The organism is Kitasatospora sp. NPDC003701, assembly GCF_053587085.1.
The window spans coordinates 1-21,938 of record NZ_JBSFNM010000039.1; the positions used below are offsets into that span (position 1 = coordinate 1).

The following is a 21,938-nucleotide window of genomic DNA, read 5'->3' on the forward strand; positions in this document are numbered from 1 at the left end:
GTCAGCAGGCGCCGCTAGCTCAGTTGGTTAGAGCAGCTGACTCTTAATCAGCGGGTCCGGGGTTCGAGTCCCTGGCGGCGCACAGACAGCCGGAAGGCCCCTTGCGAAAGCAGGGGGCCTTCGGTGTTTCCCGGGCCCGGCGGCGCGGGGAGGCCCCCGGGGCGGGGGCCCGGTCCGCTCAGTGCGGGATGGCCGCGATCAGCTCGGACGCCCCCTGCCGCTTGAGGGCCAGGGCGGTCGCGGTGCCGAGGTCCTCCGGGGTGAGCGAGCCGGCCCACTCGTGGGCGTCCAGGATCCGCTTGCCGTCCGGGGAGAAGACCCGCCCGCGCAGCGAGAGGCGGCCGTCCTCCTCGGCCTTGGCGTAGCCGGCGATCGGCGAGTTGCAGTGGCCCTGGAGGACGTGCAGGAACATCCGCTCGGCGACGGCCTCGCGCCAGGTCGGCTGGTCGCCCAGGCCGGTCACCGCCTCGATGGTGGCGGCGTCCTCCTCCCGGCACTGGAGGGCGAGGATGCCGGCGCCGATCGGCGGGCACATCGACTCCGGCGGCAGGATCTCGCTGATCCGCCCCTCCTCCCCGATCCGCTCCAGCCCGGAGACCGCGAGCAGCAGGGCGTCCGCCTCCCCGGCCGCCAGCTTGGCGAGCCGGCTGTTGGCGTTGCCGCGCATCGGCACGCAGACCAGGTGCGGGTGGGAGGCGGCGAGCTGGGCGCGGCGGCGGACCGAGGAGGTCCCGATCCGCGCTCCGGGCGGCAGCTCGTCGAGGGTGAGGCCGTCCGGGTGGACCAGCGCGTCGCGGATGTCGTCGCGTCGCAGGTAGGCGGCGAAGACCGTGCCGGCCGGCAGCGGGCGGTCGGCGGGCACGTCCTTGAGGCAGTGCACCGCGAGGTCGGCCTCCCCCGCGAGCAGCGCCGCGTCCACCTCCTTGGTGAAGGCGCCCTTGCCGCCGAGCTGTGCGAGGTCCCCCATCCAGCGGTCTCCGGAGGTGGTCACCGGGACCACCTCGGTCCGCAGCCCCGGGTGGAGCGCGGCGAGCTCGGCCCGGACCCGCTCGACCTGGGCGAGCGCCATCGGCGAGGAGCGGGACACGATTCTGATCAACTCGGCAGTGGACATGGCCCGATGATAGGCCGTCACCGACGCCCTCCCGGTGACGCGCGACGGCCGAGCGCGCCGTTCACCGGGGCCGGCGAACGGCGCGGGGCGCCGGACGGGGGCGATCCCGTCCGGCGCCCCGCGGGGATCGGTCAGCGGTGGAAGTAGCCGTCGAAGTTCTTGGAGAACTCCCGGCCGCCGAACTGGTCCCAGTTGATCGACCAGGTCATCAGGCCGCGCAGGTTGGGCTGGGCGCCGGCCTTGGGGACGTAGCTGCCGCAGTTGGTGGCCTTGGTGAGGCAGTCCAGAGCCTTGTTGACCTCGGCGGGGGCGACGTAGCCGTTGCCCGCGTTGGTGGTGGCCGGCATGCCGATGGCGACCTTGGAGGCGGGCAGCGCCGGGAACACGTTGTTGGTGTTGCCCGCCACCGGGAAGCCCTTGAGCAGCATGTCGGTCATGGCGACGTGGAAGTCGGCGCCGCCCATCGAGTGGTACTGGTTGTCCAGGCCCATGATGGAGCCGGAGTTGTAGTCCTGGACGTGCAGCAGGGTGAGGTCGTCGCGCAGGGCGTGGATGACCGGCAGGTAGGCGCCGGCGCGCGGGTCCTGGCCGCCCCACGGGCCGGACCCGTAGTACTGGTAGCCGAGCTGGACGAAGAAGGTCTCCGGGGCCATGGTGAGGACGAAGTTCGGGCCGTACTTGGCCTTCAGCGTCTTCACGGCGGAGATCAGGTTGACGATGACCGGGCTGGTCGGGTTCTTGAAGTCGGTGTCACCGGTGTTCAGCGAGAGCGAGTGGCCCTCGAAGTCGATGTCGAGGCCGTCCAGGCCCCACTTGTCGATGATCGCCGAGACCGAGCTGACGAAGGCGTCGCGGGCGGCCGTGGTGGTGAGCTGGACCTGGCCGTTCTGGCCGCCGATCGAGATCAGCACCTTCTTGCCCTTGGCCCGCTTGGCGGCGATGGCGGCCTTGAAGTCCGCGTCGGACTCCACCCCGGGGCACTCGGTGACCGGGCAGCGGTTGAACCGGATGTCGCCGGAGGTGACGGAGGTCGGCTCGCCGAAGGAGAGGTTGATGAAGTCCCAGGAGTCCGGGATGTCGGCGACCCTAGTGTAGCCGGCGCCGTTGGCGAAGCTGGCGTGCAGGTACCCGACCAGGGCGTGGCCGCCGGCCGGGGCGGTGGGCGTGACGGTCGGCGTCACCGTCGGGGTCACCGTCGGGGTCACGGTCGGAGTGACGGTCGGGGTGACCGTGGGCGTCACCGTCGGCGTGACGGTGGGCGTGGCCGTCGGGCTGGGCGCGCCCGGGCCGTCCAGCGAGACGTCGTCCGCGTAGTAGGTGCCCTGGCCGTACCAGCCGTGGGTGTACACGGTGGCGCTGGTCTGGTTCGCGGCCGTCGTGAAGCTGACGCTGAGCTTCTGGTAGGCACCGCCGGTGCCCGGCGTCCAGGTGCTGGTGCCGCCGTCCACGCCGAGGTAGACGTACGAGCCCTTGAGGTACGCGCTGAGCGTGTAGGTGGTGCTGGGGGCGACCGTGACGGTCTGGGCGCAGCGGGCCGTGTCGCCGGCCGAGGCGGCCGCGGCGAGTGCGTAACTGCCGCTGTGGGCCTGGCCGGTGACGACGCTGCCGGTGCCGGCGGAGCAGCTCCAGGGACCGGTGGCGCCGGTCTCGAAACCGCCGTTGACCAGGAACTCGCCGGCCGAGGCGGCGGGTGCCAGGCCCAGGGTCAGGCCGACCAGGGTCGCCGCGGCGACGGCCGAGGCGGTACCGGCGGCGAGCAGCGTACGGGGGCGGCGGCGGGGCGTGACGGGTGCGGCTACAGGTGTTCTGCGCATGCGGGGACTCCTGCGGGGGCGCGAATCGTGGGGGACGTCCGAGGGCACGGCGAAGGACGTGCCAGTGGGGGTTCGGCCCGACCGCGCACCCTAGTTGGACTAGACCACTGAAGTGGATCCGGCCGTGCGGTGTCAATGGTCCAGACCGGTCGGGCGCCTCCCGGCGAGGCGTCCGGTTGCCGGGCGTGACACCCCGTCGAACCATGGAGAGGTGACGTCACCCGGTTACCTCCGCTACCCCCACCTGCGCGGGGGCCTGCTGGCGTTCACCGCCGAGGACGACGTCTGGATCGCCCCGCTCTCCCCCGACGGCACCACCGGCCGGGCCTGGCGGGTCAGCTGCGACCGCACCCGGGTCAGCCACCCCCGGATATCCCCCGACGGCCGCACCCTGGCCTGGACCGCCTGGCAGAGCCCGACCCCCGAGATCTGGACCGCGCCGGTCGAGGGCGGCGAAGCCGTCCGGCTCAGCTACTGGGGCAGCCAGGACACCCGGCTGCGCGGCTGGCTGCCGGACGGCGAACTCCTCGCCGTCACCTCGTACCACGAGCCCTTCGGCCACTACACCTGGGCGCACGCGCTGCCCCCGGACGGCTCGCCCGGCCGCCGGATGCCCTGGGGACCGGTCGGCGACGCCCAGCTGAGCCGGACGCACACCGTGCTGCTCACCGGATCGGCGCCGCACGAGCCCGCCGCCTGGAAGCGCTACCGGGGCGGCGCCACCGGCCGGCTCTGGGTGGACGGCGAGCAGATCCTGCGCGGCCACCGGGGGCACTTCGCCTCCCCCATGCCGGTCGGCGACCGGATCGCCTTCCTCTCCGACCACGAGGGCATCGGCAACCTCTACTCCTGCCGCCCCGACGGCACCGACCTGCGCCGGCACACCGACCACGCCTCCTACTACGCCCGCGAGGCCGCCACCGACGGCACCCGGATCGTCTACCAGCACGCCGGCGACCTCTGGGTGCTGGAGAGCCTGGACGCGCCGGCGCCGCACCGGCTGCTCGTCCCGCTCGGCGGCGCCCGGGCCGGCCGGCGGCCGTACCAGGTGAGCGCCTCCTCCCACGTCAAGGACCTCGCCTGCGACCACACCGGCCGCGCCGGGGTGATCACCGTGCGCGGCAGCCAGTACTGGCTCACCCACCGCGACGGCCCGGCCCGGGCGCTCGCCGACACCCCCGGCGTGCGCACCCGGCTGCCGGTGGTGCTCGGGCACACCGGCGAGGCCGCCTGGATCACCGACGCCGAGGGGGAGGACGCGGTCGAGATCGTCCCGCTGCCCGGCCACGACGCGCACGGCGGCGACGCCCACGGCGGCGCTCACGGCGGCGCTCACGGCGGCGGCGGCGCTCACGGCGGCGGCGAGGGGCTTGGGCCGGACGCCGACGAGGCCGCCGGGGACCGAACGGCCCGGGCGCACCACCACCGGGTGCTCGCCGCCGGCCGGCTCGGCCGCGTCCTGGAGCTCACCGCCTCCCCCGACGGCGCCCACCTGGCCGCCGCCGCCTCCGACGGGCGGCTGCTGCTGGTCGCCGCCGCCGACGGCGCCGTCCGCGAACTCGCCGCCTCCGACCACGGCCCGGTCAGCGGCGCCCGCTTCTCCCCCGACTCGCACTGGATCGCCTGGTCCCAGCCGGTGGCCGGCCGCTCACTGCGCCGGATCCGGCTCACCCGCACCGACGCGCCCGCGCCGATCACCGAGATCACCGACGGCCGGTTCGAGGACGAGCAGCCGGTGTTCACCCGGGACGGCCGCTACCTGGCCTTCCTCTCCTGGCGCGGCTTCGACCCGGTCCACGACGTGCACACCGGCGACCTCTCCTTCCCGCTCGGCTGCCGCCCCTACCTCGTCCCGCTCACCGCCGAGACCCCGTCCCCGTTCGCCGCCCCCGCCGAGGACGGCGCCCCGCGCGGCAACGGCGGCGGGGACGGCACCGTGCACGTGGACCCGCGGGGCATCGCCGAGCGGCTGCTGCAGTTCCCGGTGATCGCCTCCAAGTACTCGGCCACCGACTCCGTGCGGGGCGGCCTGGTCTGGCTGCGCTGGCCGATCTCCGGCACCCTCGGGCAGACCTTCACCAATCCGGACGACACCTCCGGACGCCCCTCCCTGGAGTACTTCGACCTGGCCCGGGGCACCCGCAGCACGCTGGCCGACAAGCTGGACGGCTACGCCGTCTCGGGCGACGGCGGCTCGGTCGCCGTCTACTCGGCCGGCACCCTGCGGATCGTCCCGGTCACCGCGCCGTCCGCCGGCAGCACGGTGGACCTGCGGCGGATCACCCACACCGTGCACCCGGCCGCCGAGTGGCGCCAGGCGTACCACGAGGCGGCCCGGATCGTCCGGGACCAGTTCTGGGACGCCGGGATGTCCGGCCTGGACTGGCCCGCGCTGGTCGCGCAGTACGAGCCGCTGCTGGAGCGGATCGCCGGCCCGGACGACTTCGCCGACCTGCTCCGCGAGCTCCTCGGCGAGCTGGGCACCTCGCACGCGTACGTCACGCCGTCCCGGCGCGGCGAGGGGCCGGCCCTGGTCCAGCAGGCGCTCGGCCTGCTCGGCGCCAACGCCCGCCGCGCCGCCGACGGCCGCTGGCTGGTCCACCGCATCCTGCCCGGCGAGTCCTCCGACCCGCGCGCCCGCGCCCCGCTCGCCTCCCAGGGCGTCCGGGACGGCGACGAGCTGCTGGCGGTGGCCGGACGCCCGGTGGACCGGGTGCGCGGCCCGGCCCCGCTGCTGGCCGGCACCGGCGGCACCGTCGTCGAGCTGACCCTGCGCAGCGGCGAGGGCCCGAACGCCGCGACCCGCCGGATCACCGTCACCCCGCTGACCGACGAACGGCCGATCCGCTACCAGGACTGGGTGGCCAAGCGCCGCTCGCTGGTCCGGGAGTTCAGCGACGGCCGCTGCGGCTACCTGCACATCCCGGATCTCGGCGGCTCCGGCTGGGCCCAGTTCAACCGGGACCTCCGGCGGGAGCTGGACAAGCCCGCGCTGGTCCTGGACGTCCGCGGCAACGCCGGCGGCAACGTCTCCGAGCTGGTCCTGGAGAAGCTCACCCGACCGGTGCTGGCCTGGGACTTCAGCCGGGGGCGGCAGCCGGTGCGGTGGCCGCGCTACGCACCGCGCGGACCGATCGTGGCGCTGGCCGACGAGGCGACCAGCTCGGACGGCGACGTCATCATCGCCGCGATCAAGCTGCTGCGGCTGGGCCCGGTGGTCGGCAACCGCACCTGGGGCGGGGTGGTCGGCATGACCGGGCGGCACACGCTCGGCGACGGGACGCAGATCTCGGTGCCGAAGAACGCCTCCTGGTTCACCGGCGGGCTCGGCTGGTCGGTGGAGAACCGCGGCGTGGAACCGGACGTGCACGTGCTGCGCACCCCGCAGGACTGGGCCCGGGGGCAGCACCCCGAGCTGGTCACGGCGGTCCAGCTGGCGCTGGACCTGCTGGAGGACGCACCGGCCGCCGTCCCGCCGCCGGACGACACCCCGCGCCCGGACCTGCGGCGGCCGCCGCTGCCGCCGCGCGGACCCTGAACGGGCGGTCCGGAACGGGCGGCCCGGGAGCGCCGGAGGGACGCGTCCGGCGTTCGGGCGCGTCCCTCCGGGGTGCGGTGGTGGCGACGGTCGGTCCCGGGGCTCAGTCCCAGGGGTCGCCCTCGGCCGTCATGTCCTCGCGGGCCCGTTCCTCGGCCTCCCGCTCGGTGACGCCGGTGGTCTCCCGGGTCTCCCGGGCCCGCTCGGCCTCGGCGCTGAACGCGTCGGCGGCCTCGTCGTGGGCGAGCGCGGCCCGCTGGGCGGCGTCCGTCATCGCGGTGGTGTCCTGCTCGTGGCTCCCGCCGAGTGAGGACCTGGCCTCCTCGCCGGCGTCGGGCGCCTTGTGGCGGAACCTGTCGAAGATGCCCATGACTCCTCCTCCGGACGACTTCCGGGCTGCCCCCACTCTCACACCGGTACCCGGCGCCCGCATCCGCTGGCGGTCCGCCCGGCGCCCTCCCGGGCCTTTGGTCCCGGGAGGGCGGATCCAACGGCCGTAGCCGGCCGCCGTACGGCGGGCGGAGGGTGGGTTCCGTCAGCCGATCCCGGCAGCGCCGCCGATCCGCCGCCTCTCGCCCCTGGAGCCCGCTGTGGCCGTCGCCCACTCGGAACCGCACGCCCACCCGGAACCGCACGCCCAGCCGCACCCGACCGCCCGCCGGGCCGGGCCCGAGGAGCACCACGACGGGCCGCGCCGACGGGTCGGGCCGCTGGCCGCGCTCGACGGGCGGCTGCCCGGCCCGCACGACCTCCTGCTGCTGCAGTGCCCCGGCTCGCTGCGACCGCTCGGCGGCGGCGAACTGCCCGACTGGGCCAGGTCGGTGCTGCGGGCGCACCCCTGGGTGACGGTCGGCCGCGCGCCCGCGGTGACCGGCGCGCCGCCGGACACCCCGCCCGCGGTGCGCTGCACCCGGGAGGCTCCGGCCGCGCCGGAGCACTGGCTGCCGGTGACGGTGCGCGGCCCGGAGCGCGGACAGCGGCTCGACGCGCTGGCCCCGCGGGCGGCGGTGGCCCGGACCCTGCGGCCCGAGCAGGTGGCGCAGCGGCGGGCACTGCTGGCGCCGGCGCGGTTGGCGGCGGTCCCGGCGCTGGCCGCGCTGGGCACGGCCGGGCAGCTGGTGGCGGACCACCGGCTGGTCTGGGGGCCGATCGGCGCGGTCGGCTACGAGCTGGGCGCGGGAGTGCCGGTGACCGGGCCGCTCAGCCCGCTGCGGCTGGTGCTGCGCGCACCGCAGCCGGTCAGCCGGCGGGACGCGCTGCAGCTGCGGCGCGCGCTGAGCAGGCTGCCGGTGCCGGTGCAGGCGGAGCTGGAGACCCGGCACGGCGCGGTGCTGCTCGCCGAGTACGCGGCCGGGCCGCTCACACTCACCCTGCTGACGCCGGACGGGCCCCGGGAGGTCCACGATCCGTGGTTCCCCCGGGGCCACTGAGCCCGGCGCCTCCGCGCCGGGGTTACCGGGCCCGGCGCCGCCGGGACCGGGGTGTCAGCCGCTGACGCTGGCCGCGCCGGTCTCCAGGTGGCCGGTGAACCGCTGCGACCACGAGCTGTCGGCGTCCACCGTGACGGTGAAGTCGTACCAGCCGTTGGTGTAGGCGACGGCGTTGAAGAAGTCGCTCACGCTGCCGCCGGCCGGCACCTGGTACGTCCAGGGGCCGTCCGTGCGGTAGTTGTTCGAGGCGATGGTGAAGGTCAGCGCCGTGGTGCCGGTGTTGGCGAGCCTGAAGTAGAGCGCGAGCTTCCCGGTGCCCGGCTCGACCGCGTACGAGGCGGTGACGGCCGCGTTCTTGCCCGCCTTGGTCGCGTCGCCCTTGAAGCGGCGCAGGAAGCGGTTGGGGCCGACCACGGAGAGGTCGTACGGGCCGCCGCCGAAGCCGGTGCCGCAGTTGAAGAAGTCGCTCTGGTTGCCGCCCGGGTCGACGGTGTACTGCCAGGGCCCGCCGCTGCGGTAGGCGTTGGCGTAGGCCGCGAAGTGGGCCGACTTCTGGGCGACCGCGCCCTCGTTGGCCATCTTCAGCCAGACCTTGATGGCACCGGCGGAGCCGAACTCCAGGTGGTCCAGGTTGGCGTTCGGCTGGTACGGCAGGGCGCGGGCCTGGCGGGTGCCGGACTCCTGCACGGGCAGCTTGTTGTCGACCGGTGCCGGGTTGGGCAGCGGGCCGCAGGTCGACATGCCGATCACCGCGTCGGTGTTGGGCAGGGCGGGCAGGCCGTAGACCGGGTTGGCGAAGTCGAAGGCGCCGGTGAGGTCGCCGCAGACGCGGCGGCGCCAGTCGGTGATGTTGGGGCAGGTGGCCGGCTTGCCGATGGCGGCCGTCCACTTCTCCAGGAAGCGCAGCACCGAGGTGTGGTCGAAGACCTCGGAGTTGACCCAGCCGCCGCGGGTCCAGGGCGAGATGGCGATCATCGGGACGCGGAAGCCGAGGCCGATGTTGGTCCCGCTGTAGAACTCGCCCGGGGTGCCGGCCGGCGCGGCGGGCGGCGGGACGTGGTCGAAGAAGCCGTCGTTCTCGTCGTAGTTGAGGAAGAGGACGGTGGAGTTGAAGACGTCCGGGTTCGCGGCCAGCGCGTCGATCACGTTGTGGACGAAGTGCGCGCCGTCCTGGGGGGTGGAGTACGGGTGCTCCGAGGAGCCCTGGTCGGGGACGATCCAGGAGACCTGGGGAAGGGTGCCGTTCAGCGCGTCGGCCTTGATCGCGGCGACGATGTCGTCCGGGGTCCGGCCGGTCACCTTGGGGACGGAGCCCATGCCCTTGACCGCGAGCGGGCTGCCGGCCGGGGCGGAGCTGAACCTGGTGAAGTAGGCGAGGGCGTTGTCGCCGTAGTTGTCGGCCGCGTTCTGGTAGACCTTCCAGCTCACGCCGGCGTCCTCCAGCGCCTCCGCGTAGGTCTGCCAGCGCAGGCCCTTCTCGTCGCCGCCGTCGTACGCCGGGCCGCCCGCCTTGCCGTCCGGGTCGATCTGACCGGACCAGTGGTAGGTGCGGTTCGGTCCGGTGGCGCTGATCACGGAACAGAAGTAGGCGTCGCAGATGGTCCAGTTCTCGGCGAGCGCGTAGTGGAACGGGATGTCCTGGCGGGTGAGGTACCCCAGCGTGCGGACGTTGCCCTTGGCGGCGACCCAGGAGTCCATCTTGCCGCCGTTCCAGGCCCGGTGCTGGTCGGACCAGCCGTGGGCGAGGTCGCCGTTGCACTGCGCCAGGCGCTCGGGGTCGGCGCCGCCGGCCGGCTTGGTGGCGCTGAACTGCCACGGGTACTGCCGCCCGAGCCCGTTGGGCTGGTTGAAGACGCTGTAGCCGTTGGCGATCTGGATCGCACTGCGGTCGGCGAAGCCGCGCACGCCGCGCAGCATCCCGAAGTAGTGGTCGAAGCTGCGGTTCTCCTGCATCAGGATGACGATGTGCTGCGCGTCCGCGATGGTGCCGGTCTGCGACAGCGCCGCCGACGGCGCCGCGGCGGGCGCGCCCGGCGCCGCCCCCGCACCGGTGGTCCCGGCCACGGCCAGGCCCGCCGCAGCGGCTCCGGACAACGCGACGAACTTCCTACGACTCAGCTCGGCCATCAGCCCAGCCCGTCCCTTCACTGGCGATGTTGTGCACACAAGTTGGGGCCCATCAATCGCGCAGCATCCTCCCGCCGCCCGAACCGCCCCCACCAGAGGTCCGGGACAGGGTTGGCGGACTGTTCGCCCCGCCGTCACCGAGCGACGCCCGTCTGAACGACGGGGCGGCGAACGGCGGCGGGGCGGTGGCGCTCAGTCCTTCACCGTGATCCCCAGGGCGTGGGCGAACTGCGGTGCGAGTTCGAGGAGTTGGGGAGAGCTGATGACGGCGCCCCGGAGCCCCTGATGGCCGTCGGGCAGGCCCAGCCGGACGGCTCCGCGCAGATCCACCCTGGTCAGCCCGGCGCCGCGCAGACGGACCTCCTCCAGGGTGGAGCCCGGGAAGGAGACGTCGGTCAGCTTGGCGTCGCCGAAGTCCACGTCGCGCAGCAGGCAGTCCTCGAAGACGACGTCGCGCAGGACGGCGGCGCGCAGGTTGACCGCCTCCAGCTTGCAGCCGCGGAAGACCGTACGGCGCAGCGCCGAGCCGTGCGCCGCCACCCCGGCCAGCACGCCGCCGGTGACGGCGCTGTCCTGCCACTCGGTGTCGCTGAGGTCGCAGCCCACCCAGCGGCCGGCCTGGGCCCAGACCTCGTTGAAACGGGCCTGGCGGAGCTTGACCCCGCTCAGCGCCACACCGGTGAACGCGCACTCCAGGAAGGTGGCTCCGCCGGCGGACTGGTCGGTGTACTCGCCGCCGTCGAAGTGGACGGTGTCGTAGCGCTCGTCGCTGCGCAGCGGGCCGGTGTGCGGGCTCAGCAGGTGGGCGTACGGCAGGTCGGCCAGGCGGTCGGGGACGGAGAGCGGCATGGCGGTGGCACCTCGGGGTCGGTGGACTGGTCCTCGCCCGCATGCTCGCACGTGGCACCGACAGGGCCCGGCCGCTCGGGGTGAGCGGCCGGGCCGTCAGTGGTCCGCGCGGCGGTGTGGGGTCAGCCGCGGAGCCAGAGGGAGTTGACCCGGCTGCGCTCGGCGCTGTTCGGGTACGGGTTGGTGCAGGACGTGCCCGGGCCGCCGCCGGACATCAGCTCGCTGCACGGGCCCGAGTAGTGGTCCGGCAGGCCGAGCACGTGACCGGTCTCGTGCGCGGTGACCCGGGTGGAGTTGTACTGACGGTTCTGGGCGTAGTCCAGGAAGATGTAGCCCTGACCGTGCCCGTTGGTGCTGGCGTAGGAGCCGCGCGAGTCGTTGCCCTCGTAGTAGCGGAAGTCGGCGTTGGTGCCGGAGCGCAACTGGACGTTGGCGACCGAGCCGTTCCAGATCTGGGCGCTCTGGGCTATCTGGTTGCGGAAGGTCGGCGCGCTGCTGGCGTCGTAGGTGACCACGACGGCCTTCAGGTACGGCGTGGCCGCCTGCTTCGCCAGCGCGGACTTCATCACGGCCTCGTAGAAGGCCTGGTTGTTCGCGTCCTCGGCGGCCGAACCGGCGTAGGCGGCGGAGGCCGTGTAGCCCTGGACCGCCGGGGCGGGCGCGGCGGCGGCCGTGGTGGGCAGGGCCGCCAGGCCGGCGGCGAGCACCAGGCCGACGGCGGCGGAGAGCGTACGTGAGATGCGGTTCATGTGGGGGCTCCTGTTCGCGGGTGCCGGGGCCGCTTGGGGGTGGGCCGCGGCGAACGGGTGAACGGGTGAACTGATGAACGGTGCAACGGTGCAACGGTGAAGCGGTGGAACGGTTCAAGGGGGTGGCACCGGGTGGGCCCGACGGGAGCGGCCGGCGACCGGCCGGGGCGTGGGAGTCCGGGCCGCGATCAGCGCGTGGTGGCGGCCAGGCCGTTGCGCCAGAGGGAGTTGACCCGGCTGCGCTCGGCGCTGTTCGGGTACGGGTTGGTGCAGGAGGGGCCGGGGCCGCCGCCGGACATCAGCTCGCTGCACGGGCCCGAGTAGTGGTCCGGCAGGCCGAGCACGTGACCGGTCTCGTGCGCGGTGACCCGGGTCGAGTCGTACTGCTCGTTCTGGCTGTAGTCGAGGAAGATGTAGCCGGAGCCGTGGCCGTCGGTGCTGGCGTAGGAGCCGTTGCTCGGGTCGTCGCCCTCGTAGTAGGAGAAGTCGGCGTTGGCACCGGCCTGGAGGCGGACGTTGCTGACCGAGCCGTTCCAGATCTGGGCGCTCCGGGCTATCTCGGAGGCGAAGGACGGCGCGTTGCTCGCGTCGTAGGTGACCACCACGGCCTTGAGGTACGGCGTGCCCGCGCGCTTCGCCAGCGCGGACTTCATCACCGCCTCGTAGAACGCCTGGTTGTCGGCCTTCCCGGTGCCCGGGTGCGCCGACGCCGAGGCGGTGTAGTGCTGGGCCGCGCCGGTGGCGGGCGCCGCGGTCGCGGTGCCGGGCAGGGCGGCGAGGCCGGCGGCGAGCGCCAGGCCGACGGCAGCGGAGAGCGTCCGCGGAATGCGGTTCATGTGGGGGCTCCGATTCGCGGGTGCGCCGCGACCGGTGGGGGCCGGCCGCGGGCATCGGATGAATGCTTGCTGTCCCCAGAGCTTGGGTCAGCGCGGCCGGGCGGCGGATGATGTCAACCGGCGATAGCACGAACCAATCACCCCCGGGCCCGGGGCCGCCTCGACCCGACGACCTGTCATGTCCCTGGCGTCACACCGAATTGACCGTTATGCTCCCGACGTGGAGCTCGACGTGAGACACCTCCGGGTGCTGTGCGCGATTGCCGACAGCGGCAGCCTCCGCAAGGCTGCGCTGCAGCTCGGCATGACCCAGCCCTCCCTCACCACGCAGCTGCACCGCATCGAACGGGCCGTCGGCGGCACGCTGTTCACCCGCGAGCAGACCGGCAGCCGGCCCACCGCGCTCGGCCACTCGGTGCTCTCCCGGGCCCGGCCGGTGATCTCCGAGATGGCCGCGCTGGTCGCCGCCGCCCGCCAGGAGGCCCGTGAGGCCGCCAGCAGCGAGCGCGCCCGGCGGCTGCGGATCGGCAGCGTCGGCAGCCGGGCGGTGGCGGCCTGGCTGCGCCGGTTGCACGACCGGCTGCCGGAGACGGACACCACCATCCACATCGACATCTCCGCCAACGCCCTGCTGCGGATGGTCGCCGCCGACCAGTTGGACGTCGCCTTCGTGCACGAGAGCGAGGGCTTCCCGCTGAAGGTCCCGCCGGACGCCGAATTCCGCGTCCTGATGGCCCGCGAGCCGCAGTTCGTCGCGCTCGCCGCAGGACACCCGGCCGCCGCCCGGCCGGTGGTCCACCTGGCCGATCTCGCCGAGGACACCTGGATGGTGGACCCGACGGCCGACCACGAGTACGCCGCGATGCGCCGGGTGTTCACCGGGGCCGGGCTCAACCCCCGCGTGGTGCAGGTGCGCGACAACGCGACCGCCGCCGAGCTGGTCGCCTCCGGCGAGGCCGTCCGCCCCTGCCAGCCGACCTCCGCCCCCGGGCCCGGCACGGTCGTCCGGCCGGTGCACGGCGATCCGCTGGCCGTCCGGCTGCTGCTCGCCTGGCGGCCGCGCGCGATCGGCCCGCCGGCCCTGGACGCGCTCTACGGGGAGCTGCGGGCCGCCTACCTGGACCTGGCGCGGGTCAGTCCGACCTACCTCGCCTGGCTGTCCCGGCACGACCAGGCGCTCCAGCAGCTGGTCGGACGCGCCCCGGCCTCCGCCGCACCACCGCCCCCGCGCGAGCCGGCGCCCCCGCTCCCGCTCCCGTGGCCGGCGCCTCAGGCCTCGCGCGAGCCGGCGCCGTCACCCTCGCGGGCGTGCAGCGCGACGCCCGCCGCCACCGTGGCCGCGGTCACCAGGCCGGCCACCAGGACCCCGGAGCCGCCCGCCGCCGTGCACGCCAGCACCGCCACCGAGGCGACGGGCAGCAGCGCCTGCGCCGCCCCGCTCTTGGTGTGCCGCGAGTGCAGCAGCCAGACGGTGAACAGGTAGACCGCGGTGGGCACGGTCACCGTCGCGGTGGCGACCGTCTCCGAGACGTGCGCCTTGTGCACCGCCGACTCCACCGCGACCTCCAGCCCCGAGCCGATCGCCGCCGCGGAGCCGAACACCACGTAGTGGCCGTAGCCCCAGGCGAAGGCCTGCCGGTTGGAGCGCAGGTGGTCGTGGACCGGCCGGGCGAAGTAGATCCACCAGGCCGAGAAGCAGATCAGCAGACCGCCGGCGGCCACCGGCAGCAGCCGGCCCAGCCCCTCGTGCTCGTCCACCGCCGACTGCACCGCCACGGTCGCCGCCGCCACCGTCTCGCCGAGCACGATCAGGGTGAACAGGCCGTACCGCTCCGCGATGTGGTGCGGGTGCCAGCTGGTCTGGATCCGCAGCTCGGCGATCACCGGCACGGACAGCTCGGCCAGGATGCCGAGCGGGATCACGTACGGCCGGACGTCGTGCGGCAGGAACAGCACCACCACCCAGGCGACCTGGCAGAGCGTGATGCCGACCGCGTAGCGCAGCGCCACCCCGCGGGCCGGGCCCTCCTCGCTGACCGCCGCCCGCAGCCACTGGGTGACCATCGCCAGGCGCATCACCACGTAGCCGACGACCGACAGCACCAGGTCCTGGTCGGCGAACATCCGGGGCACGCCGGCCGCGAGGATCAGCACACCGGCGATCTGGACCAGCGTGGTGACCCGGTACGGGACGTCGTCGCAGTCGTACGCGGAGGCGAACCAGGTGAAGTTCATCCAGGCCCACCAGATCGCGAAGAACGCGAAGACGTACCCGGTCAGGCCGTCCCCGTAGTGCCCCGCCGCCAGGTCGTGGGCGAGCTCCCGGCCCGCCTGGCCGACCGCGACCACGAAACAGAGGTCGAAGAAGAGCTCCAGCGGGGTGGCGACCCGGTGCGGCTCGTCCCGGCTGCGCGGGACCATCCGGCGCACCGGACGCGGGTCGACGTGGTGCGGGCGGGGTGCTGCGGCGGATTCGCTGGTCATGAGCGGGTCTCCGGGCTCCGGGACGGGCGGGCTGCGCTGTACCGCCGCATCCTGGCAGCGCCCCGGGCCGGGCGCACGCACCGGCGCGGCCGCCCTACGGCAGGTGGGCGACGGCCGGGCCGCCGGCGATCCACCGCGTCGCGGCGGCGGGTCGCGGCGGGCGGGTCACGGCGGGCGGGTCGCGGCGGGCGGTGCCGCTGAGCGATCCCGGCGGGCAGGGCCGGCGGGCGATCCCGGCCGGCGGTCCCGGCGGTCCCGGCGGCCCCGGCCGCGCGCGGCGTCCGCGTGTCGCGGCCGCATGTCGCTTTCGTCCGATTTGCCTTGCCGTCAGCGAGAGTTGACGCCCCGGTGCGCGAACCGGGTGACAGCGCGACGGGTTTGCGGCGCGCCCGCGCCGGAGGGCCCGACCACCCGGATCGCCCCGCTAGATTCTTCCCCGGTTGGAGGCGCGTGGATCCGGACGGACCCCACGACACGGGCGGCCTGCGGGCATCGCGGAAGGTCAAGGCCGGTGGCAGGACAGCGGGGGCGGCAGAGCCGTTCCCCCCGTGTCCGCGCCACCGGCCTCGTGATCACCGCGCTGCTCGCCAGCGCCTGCCGTGCCGTCGACGCCCGCCGCACCGCCGGCGCCACCACCGCCGCGGTGGCGGCTACTTCTCCCAGCCCACCGTGGCGTAGTCGACGCCCGCCAGGCCGAACGCGCCGTAGTTCGCCAGCCCCTTGCGGCTCGCGACCACGGTCGGCCGCTGGTACAGCTCGACGGTGTGGCCGAGCTCCCAGATCTTGGCGTCCGCCTGGTTGTAAAGCTTCGCGGCCTCCACCGGGTCGATCGTGCCGGCCGCCTTCTTGAGCAGCGCGTCGATCTCGGGCGTCCCGAGCTTGGAGAAGTTGCCGAAGACGTTGTCGCCCTGCGGCAGCCGGAAGTTGCCGAGGCTGCTGGAGAGCGGGAACGAGTCGGTGTTGCGCCAGCTGGCGACGTCGAACTTGCCCGGGTTGACGTACTTGGTGAAGAAGTCGTTGCTCGGGACCTTGTCGAGCTCGACCTTGACGCCGGCCGCCAGCCACATCGCCTGGGCGGCGGTGGCGAGGTCGAGCTGGGCCTGCGGGGTGGCGTCGTTGAGCACCCAGTGCAGGGTCAGCGACTGGCCGTCCTTGGTGCGCGGCTGTCCGGCGCCGGCCTCCTTCCAGCCCGCCTCGTCCAGCGCCTTCTTGGCGGCGGCCAGGTCGAACTTGGCCCACTCGCCCGAGTTGTCCTGGTAGCCGGCCTGGTTGGGCATGAAGATGTGGTTGCCCAGCGGCTTGAACTCCACCGGCACGCCGTTGTTGGCGATCTTGATCAGCGAGGTGCGGTCCAGCGCCTTGCCGAGCGCCTGGCGCACCTTCTGGTCCACCAGCGGGCCGCCGCCGCCGAACGAGATGTGCACCTCGTCCCACGGGCTGGCCGTCCGGATCACCGCGTCCTTGGCGTCCTTGAGCTGCCCGTACGCGGTGGCGGTGCCCGCCGTGGCGAAGTCGATCTCGTTGTTCAGGAACGCCTGGGTGGTCGCCGACTGGGACATCACCCGGAAGGTGATCTTCTCCGCCTTGGGCTTCGCGCCCCACCAGGCCGGGTCCGGAACCAGCGTGATGGTCTGCGCGGTCTTGTCCGCCGTTCCGATCTTCAGCGCGCCCGCGGTGATCGGGATCTTCTCGACCCAGCCCTTGTTGAAGTCGTCCGCGCTACCGATCCCGGCCGCCGGGATCAGCGGGCGGAACAGGTTCTGCCAGTCCGCGTACGGCTCCGAGAAGGTCACCTTGACCTCGCTCGGGTCCGCGCCCTGCTCGACCCCGGAGATCAGCTCGTAGCCCGAGGAGTCGGCGATGTTGTAGCCGTCCTTCTTGCCGTTGGAGGCTTCCCAGTCGGCCTTGAAGTCCAGGTAGCCGAGCGGCTTGCCGTCCGACCACTTGGCCTTCGGGTTGAGCTTGTAGGTGACCACCTGCGGGGAGGTCGAGGTGACCTTGGCCTCCAGCAGGTAGTCGGTGACCGGCTTGAAGGTGCCGGTCTCGTCCGTGGTGAAGAGCTCCGGCTCCAGGGCGCGCATGATCTCGACCGCGTCCCCGTAGCGGCCGTCCACCTGGAGCGGGTTCCACTGGGTGATCCACTGGTAGAGCGGGAACCGGACCTCCCCGCCGTCGCGCAGCTGGTCCGGCGACTTGGCGTTGATGTCGATCGCGCCCTGTCTCGGCGGCTCGCTCTTGACCACGTTGTCGGCCGAGCCGCTGCCGCCCGAGCTGCACGCGGTGGCCGCGAGCGTGACGGCGAGCGCGAGCGCGGCGACCCGGCCGAGCCGGCGTACGGGCGTGGTGGAAGCGTCCATGAGGGTTCCCCCCGGTGAAATCCGACAGGTTGGTGAGGGTTGAGCGTCGCGAGGTGTGGCGAAGCTTGAGCGTGGGCAGCCAAGTCGGTGCCGGCCGACCGAACGTAACAGCCGATCAGTTGGAGTACCAGGGGGCGGAGTTCACACCTGATCCAAACGAAACAGGCGGCAACACTGCCGCAACACCCCGGCCGCGCGCCGGTGCAACACTCTTGACCTGCACATTCCCTCACCGGCCCGACCAGGGCCACCGACCGAAGGCCACCCACCGATGCCCACCCGACGCGTCGGCCCCGCCCCCACCCCGGGCGGCCGTTGATGCTCCGCTACCTGGCGAAGCGGCTCAGCTACTACGCGGTGCTGCTGGTAGCCGCCGTGTTCCTGGCGTACGCGCTGTCCGCCGCCGCCCTCCAGCCGCGCGCCTACTTCGAGGCCAAGGTGCCGCGACCGGCCGCCGCCTCGGTCGAACGCCAGCTCACCGACCTCAACCTGAACGACCGCACCCCCGTCGTCGAACGGTTCGGCCGCTGGACCGGTGACCTGCTCCACGGCGACCTCGGCCGCACCATCCACGACACCCCGGTGCTGGACGACTTCCGCCGGCGGATCTGGGTCTCGCTGCGCCTGCTGCTGATCGGCAGCCTGCTCGGGATGGCCCTCGGGGTCGCCGCCGGCGCCTGGAGCGCGGTGCGCCAGTACCGGATATCCGACCGGCTGCTCACCGTCTTCTCGTTCGTCCTGCTCTCCACCCCGGTCTTCCTGGTCGCCCTCTTCCTCAAGAACGGCGCCATCGCCGCCAAGGACGTCGCCGGCCACGAGGTGATCCCGTTCACCGGCTACGAGACCCCCGGACTGACCGGCGGGATCGGCGCCCACCTCGGCGACTGGGCACTGCACCTGCTGCTGCCCACCCTCTCGCTGGCGCTCGGCGGCCTCGCCACCTACAGCCGCTACCAGCGCGGCACCATGCTCGACGTGCTCGGCTCCGACTACCTGCGCACCGCCGAGGCCAAGGGCCTCACCCGCGGCCGCGCCCTGGTCAAGCACGGGCTGCGGACGGCGGTGATCCCGATGTCGACGATGTTCGCCTACAGCTTCCTGGGCATTTTCACCGGCGCCGCCTTCACCGAGACCATCTTCGGCTGGCACGGGATGGGCGAGTGGTTCATCCAGTCCATCAACGAACAGGACGTCAACTCGGTCGTCGCCGTCAACCTGTTCGCCGCGGTGGTGGTGCTCGCCTCCGGCTTCCTCGCCGACACCCTGCACGCCGCCCTCGACCCGCGTGTGCGGTCCTGACCGGAGGAGAGCCGCTGCCATGACCGCCGTCGCCACCGAACCCGCCGAGCCGGCGGAGCCCTCCGGGTCCTCGAACTCCGCCGCCGCTGTCGCCCCTTCCGCCGCTGCCGACCCTGCCGCCCCTGCCGGGTCCGGTGCCGCTGCCGTGCCTGCGGTGTCCGCCCTGTCCGCCGTCCCGGTGGGCCCGGACGCGCTCGACGTGCCCGCCGTCGCGGCCGCACCCGGCGTCGCCCCGGTGCCCGTCCGCGCTCCCGAGGTGGCCGGCCGCGGCCGGCTCGTCCTCGCCCGGCTGCTCGCCGCCCGCTGGGCGGTGGCCGGCACCGTCGTCGTCCTGCTGCTCTTCGCGCTCGCCTTCGGCGGCCAGTACCTCACCCCCTGGGACTACGCCACCCCCGACTACACCGCCCTGCGCCAACCCCCGTCCGGCACCCACTGGTTCGGCACCAACGGGGTCGGCCAGGACGTCTTCGCGCAGACCGTCCGCGGCCTGCAGAAGTCGCTGGTGATCGGCCTCCTGGTCGCACTCTTCTCGACCGTGCTGGCCTCCCTGGTCGGCGCCTGCGCCGGGTACTTCGGCGGCTGGACCGACCGGGTGCTGATGTTCCTGGTCGACCTGATGCTGGTCTTCCCCAGCTTCCTGATCATCACCATCATCTCGCCCCGGCTGAAGGGCACCGGCTGGCTCGCCTTCGTGCTGCTGCTCGCGCTCTTCAACTGGATGATCACCGCGAGGGTGGTCCGCTCGATGACCATCTCGCTGCGCGAACGCGAATTCGTCCGCGCCGCACAGTTCATGGGCGTCCGGCCGCTGCGGATCATCACCCGGCACATCCTGCCGAACGTCGCCTCCTTCCTCATCATCGACGCCACCATCGCCGTCGGCGGCGCCGTGATGAGCGAGACCGCGCTCTCCTACTTCGGCTTCGGCGTGAAGGCCCCCGACGTCTCGCTCGGCACCCTGCTCGCCGCCGGAACCAGCGACGCCCCGGTCTTCCCCTGGCTGTTCTACTTCGCGGCCGGGCTGCTGGTGCTCTTCGTCCTGGCCGTCAACCTGATCGGGGACGGGCTGCGCGACGCCCTCGACCCCACCGCCGAGGCGGCCCGTACCCCTCGTAGGACTCGTAGGAAGCGCGGAAGAAAGTGACCACCACCGTCGAGACCCCGCTGCTGGCCGTCCGCGACCTGCGGGTCGACTTCGCCGGACCACGCGGCGCCACCGTCCCCGCCGTCCGTGGCGTCGACCTCAGCCTGCGGCGCGGCGAGACCCTGGGCATCGTCGGCGAGTCCGGCTCGGGCAAGTCCGTCACCGCGCTGGCCGTGCTCGGGCTGCTGCCCGGCACCGCCCGGGTCCAGGGCTCGGTCGCCCTGGACGGCAAGGAGCTGGTCGGCCTGCCCGGCCGCGAGCTCGCCGCCATCCGCGGCCGGCGGGTCGCCATGGTCTTCCAGGACCCGCTCTCCGCCTTCACCCCCGTCTACCGGATCGGCGACCAGATCGTCGAGGCACTGCGCATCCATCAGCGCCTCGACAAGCCGTCCGCACGCAAGCGGGCCGCCGAACTGCTCGACCTGGTCGGCATCCCCGCGCCCGAACGCGCGCTGGACAGCTTCCCGCACGAGTTCTCCGGCGGCATGCGCCAGCGCGCGATGATCGCCATGGCCATCGCCAACGACCCCGACATCCTGCTCGCCGACGAGCCCACCACCGCCCTGGACGTCACCATCCAGGCGCAGGTGCTCGACGTCCTGCGCACCGCCCAGCGGGAGACCGGCGCCGCGCTCGTCCTGGTCAGCCACGACCTCGGGGTGATCGCCGGAATGGCCGACCGGGTCGCCGTGATGTACGCGGGCCGGGTGGTCGAGACGGCCGGTGTGGACGAACTGTTCGCCGCGCCCCGGCACCCCTACACGCTGGGGCTGATCGGTGCGGTGCCGAGGCTGGACGGCCGGGGCGGGCCGCTGGTGCCGATCCCCGGCGCGCCCGCGCCGATGGCCGAGCTGCCGACCGGGTGCCCGTTCGCGGCGCGCTGCCCGCTGGTCGAGGAGCGCTGCCGGACGGCGGAGCCGGGGCTCGGCGGGCTCGGCGGGCTCGGCGATTCCGGCGGGCTCGGCGGTTCCGGCGCCGGCGGTTCTGGCGTCGGCGGTTCCGGTGCCGGCGGTTCTGGCGCGGGCGAGGGTCACGCGGAGGGGCACCTGGCCGCCTGCGTACGGGCCGACGAGCTGGCCGAGCGCCGGCCCGCGCCCGCCGACGTGTACCCCGTGCCGCCGGTGCCCCCGGCGCCGGCCACCGTGCCCGGACCGCGCTCGGAGCGCCCGACGGTGCTCTCCGTCACCGGCCTCACCAAGACGTTCCCGCTGCTCAAGGGCACCGTCTTCAAGCGCCGGATCGGCGAGGTCTACGCGGTGGACGGGGTCGAGCTGGACATCCGGCAGGGCGAGACGCTCGGCCTGGTCGGCGAGTCCGGCTCCGGGAAGTCCACGACCCTGTTCGAACTGCTGCGGCTCGCCAGGCCGGAATCCGGCCGGATCGAGCTGCTCGGGCAGGACACCGCCGGGCTCTCCCGGGCCGCCGCCCACCGGATGCGCTCCCAGCTGCAGATCGTCTTCCAGGACCCGATGGCCAGCCTCGACCCCCGGATGCCGATCGGTGACATCGTCGCCGAACCGCTGCGGGCCCAGGGTGCCGACCGCGCGGACATCGCCCACCGGGTGCCCGAACTGCTGCGACAGGTCGGCCTCGACCCCGCGCACGCCGTCCGCTACCCGCACCAGTTCTCCGGCGGGCAGCGCCAGCGGATCTCGATCGCCCGCGCGCTGGCCGTCCGGCCGAAGCTGCTGGTGCTCGACGAACCGGTCTCCGCGCTGGACGTCTCGATCCAGGCCGGTGTGCTCAACCTGCTCCAGTCGCTCAAGGCCGAGCTCGGTCTCTCCTATCTCTTCGTCTCGCACGACCTGTCGGTGATCCGGCACCTCGCCGACCGGGTCAGCGTGATGTACCTCGGGCGGACCGTCGAGCAGGGCGAGGTCTCCGCCGTCTTCGACCGCCCCCGGCACCCGTACACGCGCGCGCTGCTCTCCGCCGTCCCGCTCCCGGACCCGGCGGCCGAGCGGGCCCGCAGCCGCATCCTGCTGGCCGGCGACCCGCCCTCCCCCACCGCACGGCGCAGCGGCTGCCCGTTCCGCACCCGCTGCCCCGTCTACGCCGGGCTCGACGCCGGTTCGCGCACCCGCTGCGAGACCGAGGCCCCGCCGCTGACCGGCCCCGCGCCGGGCCCGGACCACCAGGCGGCCTGCCACTTCCCGGAGTAGGGGGAGCGCGGGCAGCGTCGGGCTGCCCGCCGTCG

14 protein-coding genes, 1 tRNA gene and 1 pseudogene are annotated in these 21,938 nt (G+C 73.7%); 7 read left to right on the plus strand and 9 right to left on the minus strand.

What is annotated here, in order from left to right:
- Positions 1-8: 8 nt before the first annotated feature.
- Positions 9-82, plus strand: a tRNA-Lys gene (locus ACWDRR_RS29375).
- Between the two features lie 96 nt (positions 83-178).
- On the opposite strand, the gene hemC is transcribed toward ACWDRR_RS29375, so the two are convergent.
- Entirely contained in the window at positions 179-1,114 is a 936-nt protein-coding gene (hemC, locus tag ACWDRR_RS29380) for a hydroxymethylbilane synthase (protein ID WP_449775263.1), read from the minus strand.
- A gap of 131 nt (positions 1,115-1,245) precedes the next feature.
- Positions 1,246-2,928: a chitinase gene (locus tag ACWDRR_RS29385; RefSeq protein ID WP_449775264.1), complete on the minus strand. Its 1,683-nt coding sequence runs from the start codon at positions 2,926-2,928 to the stop codon at positions 1,246-1,248.
- 211 nt (positions 2,929-3,139) lie between these two features.
- On the opposite strand from ACWDRR_RS29385, the gene ACWDRR_RS29390 reads away from it, so the two are divergent.
- Positions 3,140-6,466, plus strand: coding sequence for a S41 family peptidase (locus tag ACWDRR_RS29390; RefSeq protein ID WP_449775265.1), 3,327 nt, complete (start codon positions 3,140-3,142; stop codon positions 6,464-6,466).
- A 103-nt stretch (positions 6,467-6,569) separates the two neighbouring features.
- On the opposite strand, the gene ACWDRR_RS29395 is transcribed toward ACWDRR_RS29390, so the two are convergent.
- Positions 6,570-6,836 (minus strand): hypothetical protein, encoded by a 267-nt coding sequence (locus tag ACWDRR_RS29395; RefSeq protein WP_449775266.1) that lies wholly within the window; start codon positions 6,834-6,836, stop codon positions 6,570-6,572.
- A 220-nt stretch (positions 6,837-7,056) separates the two neighbouring features.
- Between ACWDRR_RS29395 and ACWDRR_RS29400 the strand changes: the two genes are divergently transcribed.
- Entirely contained in the window at positions 7,057-7,896 is an 840-nt protein-coding gene (locus ACWDRR_RS29400) for a phosphoribosyl-dephospho-CoA transferase MdcG domain-containing protein (protein ID WP_449775267.1), read from the plus strand.
- A gap of 54 nt (positions 7,897-7,950) precedes the next feature.
- On the opposite strand, the gene ACWDRR_RS29405 is transcribed toward ACWDRR_RS29400, so the two are convergent.
- The 4 genes from ACWDRR_RS29405 to snpA (ACWDRR_RS29420) form a co-directional block, all read right to left on the minus strand.
- Complete coding sequence (locus ACWDRR_RS29405; RefSeq protein WP_449775268.1) at positions 7,951-10,023, minus strand: phosphocholine-specific phospholipase C; 2,073 nt, start codon at positions 10,021-10,023, stop codon at positions 7,951-7,953.
- A 192-nt stretch (positions 10,024-10,215) separates the two neighbouring features.
- The gene (locus ACWDRR_RS29410; protein WP_449775269.1) at positions 10,216-10,872 is read right to left on the minus strand and encodes a pentapeptide repeat-containing protein; all 657 of its coding nucleotides are present in this window, start codon (positions 10,870-10,872) and stop codon (positions 10,216-10,218) included.
- Positions 10,873-10,994: 122 nt separating this feature from the next.
- Positions 10,995-11,621, minus strand: a complete 627-nt coding sequence (gene snpA, locus ACWDRR_RS29415) for a snapalysin (protein ID WP_449775270.1) — start codon at positions 11,619-11,621, stop codon at positions 10,995-10,997.
- Positions 11,622-11,809: 188 nt separating this feature from the next.
- On the minus strand, positions 11,810-12,457 hold the full coding sequence (gene snpA / locus ACWDRR_RS29420) for a snapalysin (protein WP_449775271.1): 648 nt from the start codon (positions 12,455-12,457) through the stop codon (positions 11,810-11,812).
- Between the two features lie 232 nt (positions 12,458-12,689).
- On the opposite strand from snpA (ACWDRR_RS29420), the pseudogene ACWDRR_RS29425 reads away from it, so the two are divergent.
- Positions 12,690-13,637, plus strand: a pseudogene (locus ACWDRR_RS29425) (LysR family transcriptional regulator); the annotation flags it as partial.
- 89 nt (positions 13,638-13,726) lie between these two features.
- On the opposite strand, the gene ACWDRR_RS29430 reads toward ACWDRR_RS29425, so the two are convergent.
- Positions 13,727-14,941 (minus strand): low temperature requirement protein A, encoded by a 1,215-nt coding sequence (locus ACWDRR_RS29430; protein ID WP_449775272.1) that lies wholly within the window; start codon positions 14,939-14,941, stop codon positions 13,727-13,729.
- Between the two features lie 650 nt (positions 14,942-15,591).
- Complete coding sequence (locus ACWDRR_RS29435; RefSeq protein WP_449775273.1) at positions 15,592-17,298, minus strand: ABC transporter family substrate-binding protein; 1,707 nt, start codon at positions 17,296-17,298, stop codon at positions 15,592-15,594.
- A gap of 318 nt (positions 17,299-17,616) precedes the next feature.
- Between ACWDRR_RS29435 and ACWDRR_RS29440 the strand changes: the two genes are divergently transcribed.
- The 3 genes from ACWDRR_RS29440 (at position 17,617) to ACWDRR_RS29450 (ending at position 21,903) form a co-directional block, all read left to right on the plus strand.
- Positions 17,617-18,597, plus strand: a complete 981-nt coding sequence (locus ACWDRR_RS29440) for an ABC transporter permease (RefSeq protein ID WP_449775274.1) — start codon at positions 17,617-17,619, stop codon at positions 18,595-18,597.
- A gap of 256 nt (positions 18,598-18,853) precedes the next feature.
- Positions 18,854-19,741, plus strand: coding sequence for an ABC transporter permease (locus ACWDRR_RS29445; RefSeq protein ID WP_449775325.1), 888 nt, complete (start codon positions 18,854-18,856; stop codon positions 19,739-19,741).
- Positions 19,738-21,903, plus strand: a complete 2,166-nt coding sequence (locus ACWDRR_RS29450; RefSeq protein WP_449775275.1) for an ABC transporter ATP-binding protein — start codon at positions 19,738-19,740, stop codon at positions 21,901-21,903. The genes ACWDRR_RS29445 and ACWDRR_RS29450 overlap by 4 nt, the downstream gene beginning before the upstream one ends.
- Positions 21,904-21,938 lie beyond the last annotated feature (35 nt).